Genomic DNA, 17975 nt, shown 5'->3' with positions numbered 1-17975 from the left:
AAAATATAACGTGAATGTGGATAATTTATCCGATCTTACTCTTTAAATTTGAAAGAAAAAGACAGAACTAAAATCATGAAACAAGCGATTGTAAATGCTGTAGTACATACAGGTGAAGAAATAATTGAAAATGGCGTTATTGTTATTGAAAACGGAAAAATCATTTCAGTACAAAAGGAAATTCCAAACGATATAGAACAGATTGACCTTAAAGGAAATCATATTGCAGCAGGTTTTATTGATATTCAGATTAACGGTGGAGAGCAATATTATTTTAGCCAAACGCCTAATGAAGAAACCATTCAGGATATTTATGATTCCAGTTTGAAATTTGGAACAACGCATGTTTTACCGTGTTTAATTTCGTCTTCAAAAGAAACAATCTTAAAAGGAATTGATGCGGTACGTGATTATAAAGCAAAATACAATAACGGAGTTTTGGGAATGCATTTAGAAGGACCATTTTTAAATCCGTTAAAACGTGGCGCGCACAGTATTGATCAGGTTCGAAAACCAACGAATGAAGAACTTGAAGAAATTATCAAACATGGAAAAGATGTTATAAAAGTAATTACAATTGCTCCTGAATGTTTTACAGAAGAACAACTGAAAATGTTGTTAGATAGTGGTATTATCATTTCAGTTGGACATTCTACAATAACCCACAAAGAAGCGCAATTTTATTTTTCAAAAGGAATAAATCTGGTAACACATTTATTTAATGCAATGACACAATTCGGACATCGTGAACCGGGTTTGGTTGGAGCAGTTTTTGAAAACGAAAAAGTGTATGCGCCTATTATTTTGGATGGAGCACATTGTGATTATGCAGCAGCAAAAGTGGCATATAATTTAAAGCAGGAAAAATTCTTTTTAATCAGCGACGCGACATTTTTAGGGCGAAAAGTAGCTAATTTTAAATGGGATAATTTTGATGCGCATTTAGAAAATGGTTTTTACAGAAATGAAGATGGAAATTTGGCAGGCGCTACAATTTCTATGAAAGAAGCGGTACAAAATGCTTATAATCATTTGGATGTTTCAGCAGATGAAGCAATAAAAATGGCAAATACGAGAGTGGCTTCGGCAATTGGAATGGAAGATAAAATCGGAAAAATAAAGGCTGGATTTCCTGCAAGCTTTGTGCAGTTTTCTGAAGATCTAAGCGAAATTGAAGTTCTTAATCTTGAAGTTTAGCTTTTAACTATAAAAAAATATTCGCATCATTGACTTAAAAATAGCAATGATGCGAATAAAATTTTATTCTAATTAAAATAGAATTACACTTTAAAAATCAATTTCTTTTTATAGAAAATCCACAAAATAAAACACCAGAAAGTCGCGTACAATAAAGCATAAGCTAAAGAAGCGTTTAATGGATTTTCAAACCAAGTAGCAATTCCGTGTTTGTATATTGAAGTTTGAAAGCTGATTTCTTCTCCAGCGATTTCTGGATCAGCAACTTTTATAGCGCTTAAAACCCTCGGAATTATTCCAGAAAAGAAAAATACAATCATTGGATTTACACCCCAAATTAAAAATAGTTTGGTCCATTTATTATAACCTTTTACATCAATTATAAAATATAAAAGTGTCAACAAAACGGTAGCTATTCCGGCAGTATACAAAACGTAAGAACTTGTCCAAAGTGATTTGTTGATCGGGAAAATGATATTCCAAAGTAAACCTCCAATTAATAAAACAATTCCTGTGATGGCTGTTTTTTTGACAATTTCAATTTTATCGATTGATAAGTTTAATAATTGACCAATGTACATTCCTAAAATTCCAGTTCCAATTGCTGGTAATGTGCTTAAGATTCCTTCAGGATCCCAAGTTTTAGAAGATGCCCATAAATGTCCGTTTAAAAGTGTATCGTCAATCCAAGCCGCTAGATTAGTCCCTTTTTCAAAATTAGCAGGACCAAATCCTGGAACGGGAACAAAAGCCATCAATAACCAATATCCAATTAAAAGTGTGGCTAAAACTAAAAGTTGTGTTTTTAAATTTGTCTTTAAATATAAAATAGAAGTAAAGAAATATACAATTGCAATTCGTTGTAAAACGCCTGGAATTCGGGTATCTTCAAAATGTTCAAGACCGCTAAATGATAATGCAATCAATATCAAAAAGATTCCAACGGCAAGATACGTTTTGACTTTCATTGAAAAATTTCCTAAAAGGGCATAAGCAACTGCAAAAGCGATTACCAATCGTACTCCTAATAACGGAATTCCTTCTAAACCAAATAAATGGATTCTGCTGAAGACGCTTAAAAATAATCCCAAACAAAAAATTCGAAGCGAACGAACTAAGATTTTATTAAAAACACTTCCGTCAAAATGTTTTACGGGCATTGCAAAAGGAATTGCAGTTCCCATTATGAAAACGAAAAACGGAAAAACTAAATCGGTAGGAGTACAGCCATTCCATTCAGCATGTTCTAAAGGCGGATAAATAGAAGACCAGCTTCCGGGATTATTGACAATTGTCATTAAGAAGATGGTAAATCCTCTAAATACATCTAGTGAGGTTAAACGTTCTTTGGTCATTGGGTTTTGTTTTTTTGTGGTTAGGTTTTTTTATAGAAGAAAGAAGCAAGAAGCAAGATGCAAGATCTTTGGTTACTTTATTATTGCTTCTTGGATTATTTTTTGAATGTCTTCTCGGATATTTCCTTTGGCTAATTTATTTTCATCGTTTACTACTTCTGGATACGTTCTGTTGGAAAGGAATACATACACAATTTCAGTTTCTGGATCTGCCCAGGCCATATTTCCTGTAAAACCAGTATGTCCGAAACTTGATTCAGAAACACAGTTGCAAGTTGGTCCGCCTTTGTGTACTCTCTTATCAAATCCTAAACCTCTCAAAACGCCTTGGTTTTTATAATAACAAGTATTGAAAGTATCAAAAGTTTGTGGAGAAAAATATTGAATACCTCCGTAATTTCCTTTTTGTAAAAACAGCTGCATCATTTTGGCAACATCCATACTGTTTGAAAAAATTCCGGCGTGACCCGCTATTCCACCTTCCATCGCGGCTGCCATATCGTGTACATAACCTTGAATTGTCTGATGTCTGAAATAATTGTCAATTTCGGTTGGAGCAATATTGCTTTTATCAAATTTATCCAGCGGATTGTAAAGCGTATTTGTCATTCCTAATGTGCTGTAGAAATTTTCTTTGCTTAAATCTTCCAGTTTTTTATGTGTTTTTCTTTCTAGATATTCTTTTAAAATGATAAAAGTAAAGTCGCTGTATTTGTATTCCTTTTTTTGTGATACCGGACTTTGAGCAATGATTTTCATAATCGTATCATGATAATCATTTCTGATATAAAGATTATCGGCAACTTTTGTTGTAAAACCGTTTTCGGCTATTTTTCGATAGTATTTATCAGAAGGTTGATTATTGTTGTCTAAAGTTGCTTTGTAAAACGGAATCCATGCCTGAAGTCCTGCGTAATGATTTAGCAAATCTTTGAAAATGATATTTTCTTTGTTTGTTTTGGCAAACAATGGTAGCATATCTTTTAGTTTCGTGTCTAGCGTTACTTTGCTTTTATCATACAATTGCATCACATTTGGCAGTGTCGAAATCATTTTTGAAATCGAAGCGACATCATATAAATCAGAATTGGTTACTTTTTTTCCGTTATCATAAGTCTGCGCTCCGTATGATTTCTGAAAAATTACATTTCCTTTTCTTGCTACCAAAACCTGCATTCCTGGTGCCATTTTACCATCAATTGCTTTTTGTGCCACAGCATCTATTTTAGATAAAATCGCAGGATTCATATCGACATTTTCCGGAGCGGTAAAAGCAAGCCGATTTAGTTTTTCGGTAGTTAAACCATCATTGACATGAAAAGCATTATTAATCGAAACAGGAAGTTTACCTTTCGCATCAATCGCTCCAAAAAGCAATTCTGCAGAAACTACCTGACTGATATCTGAGTTTTGATAGGAAACCACTAATCCTTCAATATCTTCAAAATTATCAATTGACAGAAGTGAATATGGTTTTGCAAAAACATCCAGAATTACTTTGTTGTGTTTTGCGACTTCTTTCAGCCAAAGCAATTCTGTTAAAGTAAATTCTTGTTTTTCCCAAGGTTTGTTTACTTTGTGAAAACTAATAATAACCTTGTCAAATTTTTTCAATTCCTTATTCAGACTGTCAAGATTGGTGTCTTTAACTTCTGTGATTTCGGTGTATTTTTTTAAGGTAGAAACAAAAGTGCTGTTCGTGTCTTCGCCAAGTTTTATGTAAGCAATTTTTTCGCTTAAATCTTTTATCGGAAGTATTTCTTTATCATTCTTTAAAACTGTAATTGCATTTTCATACAATTTATAATGTAAAGCATCATTACCAGAAGGATTTAGATCGTTATAAATATTAGCCATATCGATTGGCTTGTATTTATTTAATCCTGCTTTGTATTTGTAATGCAAAATCTTTTTTACAGAATGCGCCAATCGCTCTTCTGTAATTACTTTTTCGTTGTAAGCTGTTTCCAGTTTTTGGAAAGCTACTGGAACATTATCAGGACAAAGTAAAATATCATTTCCAGCTAAAATCACGGCTACTTCCAAATCTCCCGGGCCTTTAAAATTGGCAGCGCCTTTCATCCCTAAACCATCAGTAAAAATTAATCCATCGAAACCTAATTCTTTTTGAAGCAGATTTGTAACGACGTTATAGGAAGCTGAAGAAGGACAATTTGGCTGTGATTCTAAACTCGGAATATTAAGATGCGCAACCATAACAGAAACCAAACCTTCGTTGAACATTTTTTTGTATGGATACAACTCAATTAAATCAAGACGTTCTTTAGAAAAATTAACGGTAGGTAAGGCATGATGCGAATCGGTAGAAGTGTCGCCGTGTCCTGGGAAATGTTTTCCAGTACAGAAAACGCCGTTGCCTTGAATTCCTTTCATTAAAGCAATTGCTTTTTCGCTTACGTTTACTTTATCTTCTCCAAAAGAACGATTTCCGATAATTGGATTTTTAGGATTTGTATTAATATCTAAAACTGGAGCAAAATTAAAATGAACGCCAATTCGCTTATTTTCGGCCGCCATATTTCTTCCGACTTTTTCAATTAAACTCAAATCCTGAATCGCGCCCAAAGTCATGTTCCAAGGATAACGATAGGTAGAGTCTAAGCGCATTGCTAATCCCCATTCGGCATCGATTCCAACAAACAAAGGAACTTTTGCTTTTGACTGATATAAATTGGTCAATTTTGCCTGACGAACTGGCCCGCCCTGAAAAAAGATAACACCTCCAACTTTATAATCGGTAACTAATTTATTGATCTGGTTAATGTGAACGGAGTCTTTATTGGAATAAGCCGAGACCATAAACAATTGCCCGATTTTTTCCTGAACGGACATTTTATTATAAATGCTGTCAACCCAAGCCGTTTCTTTGTCAGAATCTTTGAAAAAAGTCTTTTTCTCGCTTTCTTTTTTTTGATCATACACAACGGTATCTTTTAAAGAAATGTCTTTTTTTGCATCAATTGTATTTGTGTTTTTTTTGGAAGCACAATTGGTAATTAAAAAGATAAAAGCGGCGTATAGACTTATTTTTAAGATTGAATTTTTCATGTAATTTTTTTTGAAACAATTGAATCTAAACATAGATTTCAATTGATTATTCTGGTAATTCTTATGCTGTTTAGAAACTTATTCTGGTAGTACTTCTTGAACTTGTAAAATATAATCCTAAATAGGTAATTAGTCCGTTTAGAACGATTAATTCATTGTCAAAAACATATCCTCCAAATAATGCTTTCGAATTTTCATTGATTAAATACGTGAAAAATGGAGAAAGCAAACAAATAAACGGAACTAGTTTATCGTTGACATTTCTTGTTTTTTGGAACAAACCAAAAGCATATAATCCTAACAATGGACCATAAGTATAAGAAGCCACTTTAAAGATCATTCCAACAACAGAGCTGTCATTTATCGAATTGAAAATCAAAATGATAAAAAATATTAAAATAGAAAAACTAATATGAACCAAATGTCTCACTCGTACTGTGTTTTTCTTATGATTGTTTTCGGCTTTGTTCATTCCTAAAAAGTCCACACAAAAAGAAGTCGTCAAGGCTGTTAAAGCCGAATCTGTAGTGGCAAAAGTGGCAGCAATAATTCCCAATAAGAATACGATGGCAGGAATTAGCGCTAAATGATTTAAGGCAATTTCAGGAAATAATAAATCGGTTCTTGGTTTTCCTGTTACTAAATCAGTTGGAATTGCGATTCCGTTTTTATTCGCATAAATGTATAACAGTGCGCCAACACTCAAAAAGAAAATATTGATAACAACAAATATTCCTGTAAAAGTGAACATATTTTTTTGTGCTTCGCCTATGTTTTTACAGCTCAGGTTTTTTTGCATTAAATCCTGATCCAGACCTGTCATTGCAATTGTAACAAACATTCCGCCTAAAATTTGTTTGATGAAATGGAATTTACTTCCCATAAAATCATCAAAGAAAAAAATCTTCGAATAATTACTGTTTTTTACTTCTTCAAAAGCGCTGATGGCACTCAAATCCATTCGGTCGCAGATAAAGTAAATCGTAAGGAAAACTGAAGTTACTAAAAAGAAAGTTTGTAAAGTATCTGTAATAATAATGGTTTTTAAACCGCCTCTATAAGTATAAGAGAAAATAAGTAACAGCGAAATCAAAACCGTGAAAGCAAATGGAATATGATAGAAATCAAAAACAAAACGCTGCAAAACAATCACCACCAAATAAAGTCGGAACGCCGAGCTAATGGTTCTGCTAATTAAGAAAATAGAAGCAGCTGTTTTATAACTGAAAACGCCCATTCGGTGCTCAATATAGCCATAAATTGAAGTCAGATTCATTCTGTAATACAAAGGCAATAATAATTTTGTAATAACAATGAAACCTAGTGCATTACCCAAAACAAACTGAAAATATTTGAATTGTTCACCACTTACAGCACCAACTTCGCCCGGAACCGATATAAAAGTAACTCCAGAAAGCGCAGTTCCAATCATTCCGAAGGCTACTAAATACCATTTCGAATTTTTATTGGCTGTAAAAAAAGCATCGTTTCCGCTGTCTTTTTTACTCACTCGGTGTGAGATATAAAATAATGTTCCGAAATAAACGATAATAAGGATAAGAATGGTACTTGGTGTCATTTTATTTTTTGGTTTTTGATTCTTTTATAAAACTATAAAAGATTTTAAATAGTTTTGGTTTTGCTGATTTTATTTTTGAGCCTGTAAAACCGCTCTTACGCTTTTGTGCTTATGAAGTAATTCTTCGGCTAAATCATATTCAATTCCAAGTTCTTCAATAATCATTTTAATAGCACGTTTTACCAGTTTCTCGTTAGAAAGTTGCATATCAACCATTTTGTTGCCTTTTACTTTTCCTAATTTAATCATCACCGAAGTTGAGATCATATTTAGCGTCAGTTTTTGCGCTGTTCCCGATTTCATTCGGGTGCTTCCAGTTAAAAATTCTGGTCCGACAATCAATTCAATCGGATAATCTGCTTCCTGAGCAATAAGTCCGTTGCTGATGCAAGAAATACTTCCTGTTTTAACATTGTGTTCTTTTGCTTTTTTCAAAGCTCCCAAAACATAAGGCGTATTTCCTGAAGCCGCAATTCCGATAATAAAATCTAAACTTGAGATTTCATATTTGGCCAAATCTTTCCAGGCTTGTTCCGTGTCATCTTCAGCATTTTCAACTGCTTTTCTGATAGCAGTATCTCCACCAGCAATAATTCCGATAATCATGTCATGCGGAACGCCAAAAGTAGGCGGGCATTCTGATGCATCTAAAATCCCAATTCGTCCTGAAGTTCCTGCTCCAATATAAAATAGTCTTCCGCCCAATTGCATTTTTTTTACAATGGCTTTAACTAGTTTTTCTATTTTAGGGATTTGCTCTTCAATAATATGCGGAACTTTTTTGTCTTCTGTATTAATGTTTGTAAGAAGTTCTTTCACGCTCATTTGATCCAAGTCTTTGTACAAAGATTCTTGTTCAGTTTCAGGATTTTTATTTTTCATTTTTCTTTTTTTTTGATTTTTGAAACCACAATTCTTCGAATTTCAGGTTTCACTACTTTACATTAATAGTTTGATATTTTTATCTAGAATGGAATTTAATTTTAAAACATAGAAACACAGATTTTGATTTTTGTATAAAAAGGTAACCAATCTTTAAAAAGAAAACCAAAGAGAAATACATTTATGCATAGCAATATATATGTGTGTGTTTATACTTATGAAACGCTTTTTTGTAAGTCTATAAAGTCTATGTTTCTAGTGTTTAAAAAATTAAGTTTAAAGGAACTGAATTAGAAATATTATTTATAAATGAGATATTTTATTCGCATTTTTTTGAAAGTTTCCAAGTCTTTTTTCCAACTTTTTCTGATTTCAGTTTCAGAAACGCCGTTTTCAATTTGTTGTTGTAATTTTTTTGTTCCAGCCAATTTGGTAAAAAAAGCATTAAAGAATTTCGTTTTGTCACTTGTATTTTGATACGCTTTAATAAGCCATTTTAATTCAAGCTGTTTTAATTTTGGGTAAGAAGTCAGGTCTTCACCAAAGCATTCTTTCCCGTTGTATAAAGGATCTTTTGCGCCAAAATTAGGTTTAGGTGTAAAAGTGAAATTCGTTTTGCTTAAATAAGGAGAACCGTAAATTTGAAATTGTGTTTCAGTACCGCGTCCCACGCTTACATTTGTTCCTTCAAAAAGGCATAAACTAGCGTAAAGATTGATGGATTGGTCATTAGGTAAATTTGGTGAAGGTTTCACTAATAAACTGTACGGCATTGTTCTTTTATAATCCAAACAAGGAATAACGGTCAGTTTGCATTGAGCGCCATCTTTCAGCCATTTTTCGCCGTTTACCATTTGCGCATATTCACCAATTGTCATTCCGTGTAATAATGGAATAGGATGCATGCCCACAAAACTTGTAAATTCTTTTTCTAAAAGCGGTCCGTCTACGATAGAACCATTTGGATTTGGTCGGTCAAAAACAATAAGCGGAATGTTGTTTTCTGCGCAAGCTTCCATTACATAATGCAACGAAGAAATATACGTATAGAAACGCGCGCCTACATCCTGTAAATCAAAAATCATGACATCGATTCCGGCTAATTGCGCTGGTTTTGGTTTTTTGTTATCACCGTAAAGTGAAATGATTGACAAGCCGGTTTTAGGATCTTTTCCGTCAACAATGTGTTCGCCAGCATCAGCAGTTCCTCTAAATCCGTGTTCAGGAGCAAAAATAGTTTGTACAGCAATTTTTTTCTCTAAAAGAAAATCAACAACATGTGTTTTGTTGGATAAAATTCCGGTTTGATTGGTTACAATTCCAACTTTTTTATCTTTTAAAAGAGGAAGATATTTTTCGTAATTATCAGCTCCGGTCTTGATAACAGCAGCATTGATTTCTTCTGAATTATTAGTTTGAATTGCTGAGGAATAAGTCGGAAGAGAAAATAGAAATGCCGCAACAAAAGCGCTTTTTGCTATAAATTTTATCATTTTAAATACAGTTAATAGTTAAGACAAAAATATTGACTAAATAAAATTAAGATATTATTTGGTTGTATGTGGATGTTTTAGGTAGATTGGGGAAATCTAAAAACTAATATTGTATAGCCTGAATATTGAGGTTAAAATTTTATTTGGTCTCTTTTTATCTATCACCATGTGTTTAAAAAAGAGTATTTTTAAAATACTGCCTCTGAAATAACTCAATTCAGAGGCAGTTTTATTATAAAGGGGCAAATAGTTTATTATGAATTCTGAATTACCAGCCTGGGTTTTGTTTCAATGTAACTCCCTGAGCTTTGTATAAATCAATGTCATTCGTTGGAATGTTCATTAAGTAATGTTTAGCCTCAAAATTTCTCGTACTTGCTGGGTATATTTTCACATAGCCATTAGCATCTACAACAGTTTGTGAACCAACTGGAGTTCCAATTCTTGCACCAAGATTTACGTCAGGATTTTTTGAAGTATCTAAATAATCACCTTTTTTCCAACGATAAATATCAGCTTGTCTTAATGTTGTCCAGCTCATGAATTCAATTTGACGCTCACGACGTACTTCCCAAATCAACGGGTTAACAACACCTGAAATTTGCTCTAAAGCAGAAGTTCTTCTTGGATCATTGATTGCTACACCTCCAGCAGAAGCATTAGTTCCATTAGTAGTTAAAGGAGCAATTCCTGCACGAGTACGTACTTTGTTGATTGATATATCAAGATCGTTATTAGTTGCAGTTCCTAATTCAGCACAAGCTTCAGCATAATTTAAATATACTTCACTTAGTGTAAATAATGGAGCATCAGTGTAATTACGTCCTCCAGTTGTTACATCTGGACCAGTAGTAGCTGGGTTGTTGTATAACTCAAATACATATCCAGACATTGAAACTAAAGCTGTTGTTCCAAAAGGTTTTCCTTTGTAACCATAGTTAGCAGGATTTACAGTTTTTCCAAAACGAGGATCTCTGTTAGTAAAAGTATTTGTAACTGTATTATCACCAAGATATTGGCTGTTTCCAGCTTGCTGAATTGGCAATCCGTTTGTAGTTACATAACTGTCTGCTGCCCATTTTGTTAAACCGTACTGAATTGTTGAAGTATTCGTATAGTTTTGCAATGAGTGCATTAATACGTTTGTTAAATAACGTTTTGCAAGAATAACTTCAGTATTTCCAAGTAATTCAACTGAGTTGTAAAGACCTTTCCAATCCGCATTTAATTTGTAAGCTGGATTATTCATAATAACCAAAGAAGCCGCTTTCGCTTTGTTTAGATAAGAGCTTCCGTCCTGACCTAAATGGTATTTTCTGTAAGTTCCTTCATAAAGACAAGCATTGCTTAAAGCAGCATAAGCTGTGTATTTATTAGCTGTAACATTTTTATCATCAGCAGGAAGCATTAAATCAGCAGCTTCTTGTAATTCTGCAATTACTTTGTCCATGATTTCTGCTCTTGGTTTTGCCGGAGCATAAACCTCTGCATCACCTTGTGCTAAATATTTATCAGTATACGGAACGTCACCAAATTTTTGAACTAAACGATAGTAAGTATAAGCTCTGAAAAATTTAGCCACACCAGTGTAATGGTTCTTTTTATCTGCAGACATATTTACAGTAGGCAGTTTTTCAAGCATCAAATTGCAACGGCGAATAAGTGTATAATATTCATTCCAAGAATAAGTATTAGTTGTAGCTGCTGTAATTGGCATTTGATAAAAAGTAAAAGCCGATAAATTGTCATCTACTCTGTAATCACTTCCGTGGTAGTAGAAAAAAGAAAGTCCAATTGTGGTTCCGTTTCCATAACCGTAAAAAGTATCATAGTTAAGCCATGAAAATGTTCTTACATTATCTTCTGATTGCCAGAAGTTATCATTGGTAAATTTATCTGCAGGATCATCTTGAAGATAATCTGTACAGCTCACTGCAGTCATTGATGTTGCAGCAACAGCAAACAAAAGCAGAAATCTTGATTTTATATTTGATTTTTTCATTTTAAAAGTTTTGTAAGATTAGGATTAGAAAGAAAGCTCAACACCAAAAGACCATGTTTTAGTATAAGGATAAGCTCTTCCCCAGAAAACTTCAGTTTCATCAATTTCAGGGTCAACAGGAAGACGTTTATCTTTCCATGTTACGATGTTTTCACCTGAAGTATAAAGTCTTACTTTATCTAACCCGGCTTTTTTCACAATATTTGCTGGTAAAGAATATCCAAGGCTAAAGTTTTTAAGACGGAAGTATGACATATCTAATAAATATCTTGTTTGTGTTACAAAGTTATTCATACCATTTGTGCTTCCTCCAAATGCAGTTGATTCACTACCGTAATAAGGATTAGGAAAATAAGCATCTGTGTTTTCTGGTGTCCAGTAATCAACTTGGTTTGCATACATCTGTTGTGGTGCACGATAAAAAGGTAAAACAGCATCAGAAGCAGCCCAGTAATCACGTTTACCAACTCCTTGGAAGAAAGCTGAAACATCAAATCCACGATATGTACCACCTAATGTAATTCCGTATTTGTAACGAGGAGTTGAATTACCAATTTTGCTTAAATCTCCATGATCATCTGCAGTTCCTGCTCCACGTGATATAGAACCATCTCCATTTGTATCGATATAATGAACATCACCAGCTCCGTATTTAAAATTACCAAGCATTGTTTTAGAATAATCAACACCATTAACCGTTTTACCGTTATTAGTAATTACGTCATCAGCCTGAAGAAGTCTGTCACTTGTAAGTCCCCAGATTTGTCCAATTTCATAACCATCATAATAAGTAGATAATAATTTAGAACTGTTGTTCCATTTCGTTACAACTGATTGATAATCTGATAAAGCAACATCAACAAATACCGAAGCATTTTCGCCTAATTGTTTGTTAAAGTTCAAAGAAAGTTCCCATCCTCTTGTTCTCATGTTTCCTGAGTTTGTCTGTGCAGCCGACTGACCAAAAGATCCTGGAAGTGTTATACCTGGAGCTAACATTCCTTTTGTATCACGTTGGTACCAGTCAAACGAAGCACCAAGCATGTCAAATATTTTAATGTCAATACCTACATCTTTTGTATATACTTTTTCCCATGTTAAAGCAGGGTCAACGTTAGTTGGCAAACTCATAGAAGGAGGAAGTGTAGAACCGCTATTTACCCAAGAAGGATTTGTAGAGTTTAATAAAGATAAGAAAGCATTGTTTCCTACGTTTTGATTTCCGATTGATCCAATAGAAGCACGTAATTTAAGGTCATTTAACCAAGAACGAGTACTTTCCATAAATTTCTCATTCACAATTTTGTATCCTACAGAAGCAGAAGGGAAGAAGCCCCATTGTTGGTCTGTTGGGAATTTTGAAGAACCATCATAACGAGCATTTAATTCTACTAAATAAATTCCATTATAATCGTAATTGATACGTCCAAAGAAACCTGCAATTGAATACGTTGTTTCTGCTGGATTTAAAGAACTATTTGCTGATCCTGAAACAAATTGTTCACCTACTGCAAGGTTAAATTCTGGTTTTGATTTATCTAAAAGAGTATTTCTTCTTGCATAATTACGAGAATATTCTTGCCACTCAGAGTTGAAACCTCCTAAGAATTTGAAGTTATGTTTATCCAATTGCTTTTTGTAATTAGCATAGACATTTATAACATTTGTAGCAGATTCTGATTTTGATTGCCCTACGAAATCATTTCCTGTTTCAAGTGTTGCAGGTACTGCTGTTTGAATTGTTGTCGCATCATATGGCATCGCAGACCAGCTATCCCAAGCCTGGAATTTTCCACCATTTTGTTTTCTGTTCGAATAGTTCGTTACGTTGCTTACTTCAGCAATTACATTGAATGCTTTAGTAATGTCAGCCGTAAATTTTGCGCTTAATCTAGTATTGCGGTTAGTGTTTTCATTTCTTGATGCATTCGATAAATATCCTCCTGCAGTACGGAAATTATATCCTCTGTATGTTCCAAAATTCGGAAAATACTGACCCCAACGAAGAGCATATCCAAAATAACCTCCATAACCAGTATCATCAGTACCAGAACCACCATAGTAGTTAAAAGGTTGCTCATAAGAACTGTTGATTGACATTACTTTGAAGTCACCAGTAAGCCATTCAGCTAATTTTGTAGTAAATCCTAAGTTAATATTGATACGCTGTTTTTGTTCCTGGTTTACTCTTAACATACCTTCTTGGTTGCTAATTGCAAACGAAGCAAAGAAAGAACTCTTATCACCTAAATTACCTTGTGCAGATAAATTGTGTGTTGTTTGAAGTGCATCTTTTGCATATAATTCTTTGTTTGCGTCCCAAACTCTGTAGAAGTATGGCGTACCATTTTTAATTTCCCAGTCTTCTCCATAAACCATCTCATGACTGGTACGATTATTTGCGTATTTTTCTTTCCAATTTTTAATTCCTGCAAGTAAAGTGCTATAGTTTTGACCAAAAATCTCTGGAGTAGAACCATCTGTACGTGTTCCCGCTGCAATTAACCCCGGAATCTCATCAGTTGGATCTAAGAATTTTAATGTAGAAATTGGGTTAACAAAAGCGGTGTTTCCACTATATGAGAATCTTACTTTTCCTTCTCCAGTTTTTCCTCCTTTAGTTGTAATAAGTACAACACCAAAAGCTGCACGAGCTCCGTAGATAGAAGCAGAAGCGGCATCTTTAAGTACAGACATCGTTGCAATATCATTTGGATTGATAAGAGACAAATCTGTCGGAACTCCATCAACTAATATTAAAGGAGCATCTGAACCATTAATAGTACCAGCACCACGAATATTGATATTGGCAGCACGATTAATATTTCCTGAGTTAAAACTAACATTTACACCAGGTGTAGTTCCCTGTAATGCTTTGCTGACATCAGTTAAAGGTCTGCTTCCGATTGTTTTTGCAACATCGATATTTGCTACAGCACCTGTTAAGTTTGTTTTTTTCTGAGAAGCAAAACCAACGACTACTACTTCATCTAATTTTGAAGTCGTTTCCGAAAGAGTGACATTTAATTTTTGCTGATTCTCAATTTTAATTAATTGGGTTTCAAATCCCATGTAGCTAAAGCTCAAAGTTCTTCCTGGCGCGATTGAGATGGTGTAGTTTCCATCAAAATCGGTGGTGGTGCCATTAGATGTTCCTTGAATAACGACAGTGACTCCAGGAATTGGAACTCCGTCCGTTTTGCTTTTTACAGTTCCAGTGATTGTTTTTGCTTGTCCAAACGCTGTTTGAATAAACAAAACCAATAATGAAATAAGAAGTAATTTTTTCATGATTATCTGGTTTTTTTTAATGGTTGTTGAGCAAATATATTTATTTATTGCATACAAATGCATTATTTAATCTTTTTTTTCAAAAATTAACTAAAATAACGCAAAAACATGCAAAAATTCATATTTAAATTATTCGTAATTAAGACTTGGAATTTAAAATTTGCGTACTGTTGCAGATTGTAAGGAGTTTTCGGATATAAATTGAAATATTTGATATATTTGTCCTGAATTTTAACTTTTCAAAAATATGCTGAAAGCCGAAAGACATAAATACATAATGACAAAGCTAATTGAGGACCAAAAAGTTGTCACAACAGATTTGGCTTTGGCTTTAGATTTGTCTGAAGATACTATTCGTCGTGATTTGAACGAACTTGACAGTAAAAAGCTGTTAGTGAAAGTATATGGCGGAGCAGTTCAGGTATCAGAAAAATCTGCTAATGTATTTGATATATATATTGCAGAAGAGGAGGAAAAAACTAAAATTGTGACAAAAGCATTGTCTTTACTTCGTGATGACCAGGTTATTATAATGAGTGGAGGAAGCACAAATTTGGTTTTTGCAAAGTTAATTCCAGCCAATTTAAAAGCTACTATTTATACTTATAGTCTTCCAATTGCCATGCAATTATCACAGCATCCAAATATAGATTTAATATTTATTGGTGGAAAAATGCAAAAAAACGCAATGGTAACTATTGGTATGGATGTAATTCAGGTTGTGTCCAAAATTAAAGCCGATATTTGCTTTATCGGTGCAAGTAGTATTAATATAAAACAAGGCTTGACGGAAATTGGTTATGAGATTTCAATTGTCAAAAAAGCTATGATAGAAGCTTCTGATAAGGTAGTTTCAATGTTTTCTTCGGATAAATTAAATACTAAAATGGCACATGGTGTTTGTGATCTTACACAATTGGATACTATAGTTACTGATCTTGATCCTAATGATAACAGATTGGAAGAATATAGAAAATCCGGAGTACTTATACTGTAATTTTCATTTTCATATTTCAATTTTTGCATGTTTTTGCATGTTTTTAATTTTATTTTGTTAAATAACGCAAAATAATGTAATTGTTCTGTTTTTGTTCTATATATTTGTTAAAACTAAATTTTAACTATATAGATATATTATGAAAACCACTACTTCTTTGGCTTACGACATACCAGGAAAATTTGAAGAAACCCGATTTGAGAAAAATCATAATGTAATCTTTGAAAGTTCTGCTACAGCTTCAAAAAATGTCGCTCAAGAAATAGCTGAATTAATACGTTTAAAACAAGCTACAAATGAATCCTGTGTATTAGGTCTGGCAACAGGTTCTTCTCCTATAAAGGTTTATGAAGAACTAGTGAGAATGCACAGAGAAGAAGGATTAAGCTTTAGCAATGTAATTACTTTTAATTTGGATGAATATTATCCAATGAATAAAGAAAATCGCCAAAGTTACCATTACTTCATGCATCAGCATCTTTTTAATCACATTGATATTAAGCCTGAAAATATTAATATTCCTGACGGTACAGTTGCAATTGATGAATTGAATCAATATTGTATCGATTACGAAATGAACATTAAACAAGCTGGAGGTTTAGATTTTCAATTATTAGGAATTGGTCGTACAGGTCACGTTGGTTTCAACGAGCCGGGTTCGCACATCAATTCAGGAACACGAATCATTACATTGGATCATATTACAAGAGTTGATGCTTCTTCTGATTTTAATGGAATTGACAATGTACCAAAACGTGCGATCACGATGGGAGTTTCAACCATTATGAAATCAAAACGAATCGTATTAATGGCTTGGGGGCAAAACAAAGCTTCTATTATTAAGAGAACAATTCAAGGCGAAATAAGTTCTGATGTTCCTGCAACGTTTCTACAAAATCATCCAAATGCAACTTTCGTATTGGATCAGTCTGCAGCTTCAGAATTAACTCGTTTTAAAACGCCTTGGCTGGTTGGAGAATGCATCTGGACAGAAGAATTAAAAAGTAAAGCTATCGTTTGGCTTTGTAAAAAAACGAAACAATCCATTTTAAAACTTACTGATAGAGATTACAATAATAACGGAATGTCTGATCTTTTGGCGCAGGAAGGTTCTGCTTACGATTTGAACATCAATATGTTCAACGTTCTGCAGCACACCATTACAGGATGGCCAGGAGGAAAGCCAAATACAGACGATTCACATCGTCCGGAAAGAGCCAATCCAGCCAAGAAAAGAGTGATTCTTTTCAGTCCGCATCCAGATGATGATGTGATTTCTATGGGGGGAACTTTTTCAAAATTGATCAAACAAGGACACGATGTGCATGTTGTATATCAGACTTCTGGAAATATTGCCGTTACTGATGACGAAGCATTGAAGTTCGCTGAAGTTTGCAACGACTTTGCTGGAGAAAATCTTCCAAAAGATATCAACTTCAAATCGGTTATTGAGTTTTTGAACAAGAAATCAGAAAATCAGATTGATTCTCTAGAAGTTAGAAAACTAAAAGGATTAATCAGAAGAAGAGAATCTTATGCAGCAACAAGATACATCGGCCTAAAAGATGAAAACACACACTTTTTAGATCTTCCGTTTTATGAAACAGGACAGGTAAAAAAGAATCCGTTAGGACCAGAAGATATTGCTATTGTAAAAGAAATCATCGCAAGAATAAAACCACATCAGGTATTTGCAGCTGGAGATTTGGCAGATCCACATGGAACGCATGAAGTATGTCTGAATGCGATTTTTGCAGCCATGAAAGAATTGAAACCAGAAAAATACATGGACGACTGTTGGTTATGGTTATACAGAGGAGCTTGGCACGAATGGGATATTCATGAAATTGACATGGCTGTTCCTTTAAGCCCTTCAGAAGTATTGTTGAAACGTCACGCGATTTTATACCATCAATCTCAAAAAGACCGAGTTATGTTCCAAGGAAATGATTCAAGAGAATTCTGGGTTAGAGCCGAAGACCGAAATAAAAACACTGCGATTCTTTACGATAAATTAGGATTAGCAGAATACGAAGCTATCGAGGCTTTCAAACGTTTTGATTATTAATTAGTATGCTTGTATGAAAGAACCTGGCGGGATTTTAAATTC

Annotated in this window: 10 protein-coding genes; 3 read left to right on the top strand and 7 right to left on the bottom strand. The window is 33.8% G+C overall.

The genetic code is table 11. From position 1 onward, the window contains the following. Nucleotides 1-75: 75 nt before the first annotated feature. Complete coding sequence (gene nagA / locus GQ47_RS09080; RefSeq protein ID WP_035647469.1) at nucleotides 76-1197, top strand: N-acetylglucosamine-6-phosphate deacetylase; 1122 nt, start codon at nucleotides 76-78, stop codon at nucleotides 1195-1197. Nucleotides 1198-1280: 83 nt separating this feature from the next. Here nagA and GQ47_RS09075 read toward each other — a convergent pair whose 3' ends face one another. From GQ47_RS09075 to GQ47_RS09045, 7 genes are all read right to left on the bottom strand, one after another. After that, complete coding sequence (locus tag GQ47_RS09075) at nucleotides 1281-2552, bottom strand: acyltransferase family protein (RefSeq protein WP_035647466.1); 1272 nt, start codon at nucleotides 2550-2552, stop codon at nucleotides 1281-1283. Between the two features lie 72 nt (nucleotides 2553-2624). Further along, a complete protein-coding gene (locus tag GQ47_RS09070; RefSeq protein WP_035647464.1) occupies nucleotides 2625-5621 on the bottom strand; it encodes a glycoside hydrolase family 3 N-terminal domain-containing protein in 2997 nt (998 codons plus the stop codon). Nucleotides 5622-5691: 70 nt separating this feature from the next. Further along, nucleotides 5692-7200: a sodium:solute symporter gene (locus GQ47_RS09065; RefSeq protein WP_035647462.1), complete on the bottom strand. Its 1509-nt coding sequence runs from the start codon at nucleotides 7198-7200 to the stop codon at nucleotides 5692-5694. 69 nt (nucleotides 7201-7269) lie between these two features. Further along, nucleotides 7270-8082, bottom strand: a complete 813-nt coding sequence (gene murQ, locus GQ47_RS09060) for an N-acetylmuramic acid 6-phosphate etherase (protein ID WP_035647460.1) — start codon at nucleotides 8080-8082, stop codon at nucleotides 7270-7272. A 299-nt stretch (nucleotides 8083-8381) separates the two neighbouring features. Beyond that, a complete protein-coding gene (locus tag GQ47_RS09055; protein ID WP_035647458.1) occupies nucleotides 8382-9575 on the bottom strand; it encodes an exo-beta-N-acetylmuramidase NamZ family protein in 1194 nt (397 codons plus the stop codon). A 268-nt stretch (nucleotides 9576-9843) separates the two neighbouring features. Next, nucleotides 9844-11577: a RagB/SusD family nutrient uptake outer membrane protein gene (locus GQ47_RS09050; RefSeq protein WP_035647455.1), complete on the bottom strand. Its 1734-nt coding sequence runs from the start codon at nucleotides 11575-11577 to the stop codon at nucleotides 9844-9846. A 24-nt stretch (nucleotides 11578-11601) separates the two neighbouring features. Beyond that, entirely contained in the window at nucleotides 11602-14868 is a 3267-nt protein-coding gene (locus GQ47_RS09045; protein ID WP_035647453.1) for a SusC/RagA family TonB-linked outer membrane protein, read from the bottom strand. 247 nt (nucleotides 14869-15115) lie between these two features. Between GQ47_RS09045 and GQ47_RS09040 the strand changes: the two genes are divergently transcribed. Further along, nucleotides 15116-15865, top strand: coding sequence for a DeoR/GlpR family DNA-binding transcription regulator (locus GQ47_RS09040; RefSeq protein ID WP_035647451.1), 750 nt, complete (start codon nucleotides 15116-15118; stop codon nucleotides 15863-15865). Between the two features lie 139 nt (nucleotides 15866-16004). Further along, the gene (gene nagB, locus GQ47_RS09035) at nucleotides 16005-17933 is read left to right on the top strand and encodes a glucosamine-6-phosphate deaminase (protein WP_035647450.1); all 1929 of its coding nucleotides are present in this window, start codon (nucleotides 16005-16007) and stop codon (nucleotides 17931-17933) included. The last annotated feature ends 42 nt before the right edge of the window (nucleotides 17934-17975 follow it).

The sequence above is a fragment of the Flavobacterium sp. ASV13 genome (assembly GCF_000745775.1).
Classification (GTDB): domain Bacteria; phylum Bacteroidota; class Bacteroidia; order Flavobacteriales; family Flavobacteriaceae; genus Flavobacterium.
This window is presented reverse-complemented; position numbering and strand designations above follow the sequence as displayed.

Excerpts from the sequence above, each read along its gene's own strand:
- nagB (WP_035647450.1), top strand. The coding sequence starts at position 16,005 with ATGAAAACCACTACTTCTTTGGCTTACGACATACCAGGAAAATTTGAA.
- GQ47_RS09070 (WP_035647464.1), bottom strand. The coding sequence starts at position 5,621 with ATGAAAAATTCAATCTTAAAAATAAGTCTATACGCCGCTTTTATCTTT.
- GQ47_RS09075 (WP_035647466.1), bottom strand. The coding sequence starts at position 2,552 with ATGACCAAAGAACGTTTAACCTCACTAGATGTATTTAGAGGATTTACC.
- GQ47_RS09055 (WP_035647458.1), bottom strand. The coding sequence starts at position 9,575 with ATGATAAAATTTATAGCAAAAAGCGCTTTTGTTGCGGCATTTCTATTT.
- GQ47_RS09050 (WP_035647455.1), bottom strand. The coding sequence starts at position 11,577 with ATGAAAAAATCAAATATAAAATCAAGATTTCTGCTTTTGTTTGCTGTT.
- GQ47_RS09040 (WP_035647451.1), top strand. The coding sequence starts at position 15,116 with ATGCTGAAAGCCGAAAGACATAAATACATAATGACAAAGCTAATTGAG.
- murQ (WP_035647460.1), bottom strand. The coding sequence starts at position 8,082 with ATGAAAAATAAAAATCCTGAAACTGAACAAGAATCTTTGTACAAAGAC.
- GQ47_RS09065 (WP_035647462.1), bottom strand. The coding sequence starts at position 7,200 with ATGACACCAAGTACCATTCTTATCCTTATTATCGTTTATTTCGGAACA.
- nagA (WP_035647469.1), top strand. The coding sequence starts at position 76 with ATGAAACAAGCGATTGTAAATGCTGTAGTACATACAGGTGAAGAAATA.
- GQ47_RS09045 (WP_035647453.1), bottom strand. The coding sequence starts at position 14,868 with ATGAAAAAATTACTTCTTATTTCATTATTGGTTTTGTTTATTCAAACA.